The organism is Staphylococcus coagulans (assembly GCF_002901995.1).
Taxonomy (GTDB): Bacteria; Bacillota; Bacilli; order Staphylococcales; family Staphylococcaceae; genus Staphylococcus; species Staphylococcus coagulans.
Genome location: NZ_PPQN01000049.1, coordinates 1 through 2,457 on the forward strand (window position 1 = coordinate 1; position 2,457 = coordinate 2,457).

Sequence of the window (2,457 nt, forward strand, 5' to 3'; positions counted from 1 at the left end):
CACATGCACATAAATAGATACAATACTCTTTATTGCCATTAATTATCATAATATAGTAATTTAAATATCTTAATAATAATAGTTTAAAGAAAAAAATAAATCATAAGCAATACCCAGCGACTTAATATCAATTAATACAAAAGATTGTTAGCTTTATTTGTTTTTAAAAAAACTAATGTTGAGTGATTGTATAGAGCATAATTAATTGTTAAAAACCATTTTCTTTGTTAATAGTTGTTATTACTCAAATTTTTAATAGTCTTAAATATAAAAAGTTAATAGTACTTTATTTTTAATTACAATAGTTTTTTCTCAGTAGTAATAAATATTCAAAAATAAAACCGATTGAAAATAAATAGTCAATAGTAATATGCATTTATAAGAAATAAAACTGTATATTTAATAGGTTGCTCAATGTATATTTTAATAGTAACTTTATTATTATTAGGAATTTCATAGTCTTAAGTTATTTCTAATAGGGCCCTTAGTACTAAAAGATTTAATTTTAGCTAGCTTAATTATTTTTATAGGAGGTTTTATTTTAATGAGAAAATCGAAAAGACTTGATTTTTTACCTAACAAGCTTAATAAGTACTCAATCAGAAAGTTTACTGTTGGTACAACATCGATTTTAATTGGATCATTGCTTTATTTGGGTATTAACAATGATGTTGAAGCATCTGAAGCCAAAACACAAGTTGAAAAAAATAACCAAAGTGTCTCAATTAATGGTCCGAGCACACAGGCAAATGAGGTTAACACTGAGAAAATTAATAATGAAAATGAATTGTTAGTTTCAGAGAGTAACGATGTTACTTTTGACAACGAATTAAAGGAAAATGGTTCTTCGGTTCAAGTTGAAGAGTCTAAAGCAGATAACAATAATGAAGAACTAAACAGTAGTGAAACAGATTCTAATCAAAATAATGAAAAAGAGATAAGTCAAAACGAAAGAGCAAGCGAAGAAAACAGTGAAAGTGTTAAAAATACTGAGAGTATAGAGAAAAATGAATCTGAATCATCAAAGAAAGTAGAAAGTGAAGTAAAAAATAATGAGGATTCTAAAAAAGATTCCTTGAAAGAAAGTCAGTCAACTAAGCAACAAGAAGTTAACCTATCATCAAAAGAGAGACAATCAGAAGAAAATTCAAACAATAGTAATACCCAAGTTGAAATTAAAGAAAACAATCTTAATAAAAATATTACCAATAATAAATCAAATAGTACTAAATTAGAAAAAAATGTAGAAAACTATAACGTTAAAGGTATCGACAATTATTACGATTCGAATCAAATAATTGACTTAAATGATGGAAATAAAAAAATAAATAGTACTATTGTAAATAAGTACTTACCGAACAACTTTAATGAACTGTCTGAAAGCGAAGCCAAGGCTGCGATTGAATATGCAAAGTTAAGAGCGCTTTCAGATCAATTAAATAAGCAACCAAAAGCTACAGTAAATAATTTAAACTCAAGTCAAGGGAGAACTGCTTTTAGAGCAGCAACTTCTACTACTGAATTTATTAGAACAAAGGGAGCTAATCATTTTAATAGTTATGGTAACGTTGTAAGCCAGACTTACCCACGAGAATTTCCTAATAATGGCACATTAACTGCTTTTAACCAGAACACAGATCCAAATACTGGTAGTACAGGGGCTTTGCAATTTGATAAGGCGTTAGACTTTGGTAAAGATTTTACAATTAAAGTGCCAGTAGCAAACAATAGCCAGCCTAACACAAGCGGTGCTGATGGTTGGGGATTCATATTTACAAAAGGTAATGGAGAAGACTATTTAAATCAAGGGGGAATATTAAGAGATAGTGGTTTGCCGGGGGCTGCTGGATTTAAAATTGATACTTCTTACAACAATGTTAATGGTAAAGCTGATACTCTAGACTCAGACAAAACGATTAACATAAAGGATATTGGTGGTCGCAAAATAGGCTATGCGACATTTGTTAAAAATGATTCATCCGGAAAAACTCAACAAGTGGGAACAAACGCAATTGAGTCTAAAGACAAGCCGATAAACAAAATAGAATATGCTGATAATGCTGTTAATGTAAATGATGGAAAATTTCATGGTCAAAGGTTAAATGATGTGATAATTAACTACGACTCAACAACAGGTACTTTAACTGCTAGTTATGCTAATAAAACATGGAAAGCTACAGTTGATGAATTAGGTTTATCCAAAGATGAAAAATATAGTTTTTTAATTACTTCGAGTCAAATGTCTAATCGTTTTTCCAATGGAATTATGAGAACTGATCTCGACGGAACCGAAATTACCACTCCATTTGAAACGCCACAATCAGATATTCATAACCCAGGATATGAAGAAGGACATACGAAACCGGGTGTACCAGTACAAGTACCACAAACTAAAGATCCAAATGTTCCAACAGGAAGCAGTTATGAAATACCAAATGGAGCAGACATTCCGAAGGA

General features: G+C 29.9%; 1 protein-coding gene. It reads left to right on the plus strand.

Going from position 1 to position 2,457, the window contains the following annotated elements; all coding sequences use genetic code 11:
* Positions 1-544 precede the first annotated feature (544 nt).
* On the plus strand, positions 545-2,457 hold a 1,913-nt coding region (locus CD118_RS09745), incomplete at its 3' end, for a YSIRK-type signal peptide-containing protein (protein WP_103356638.1).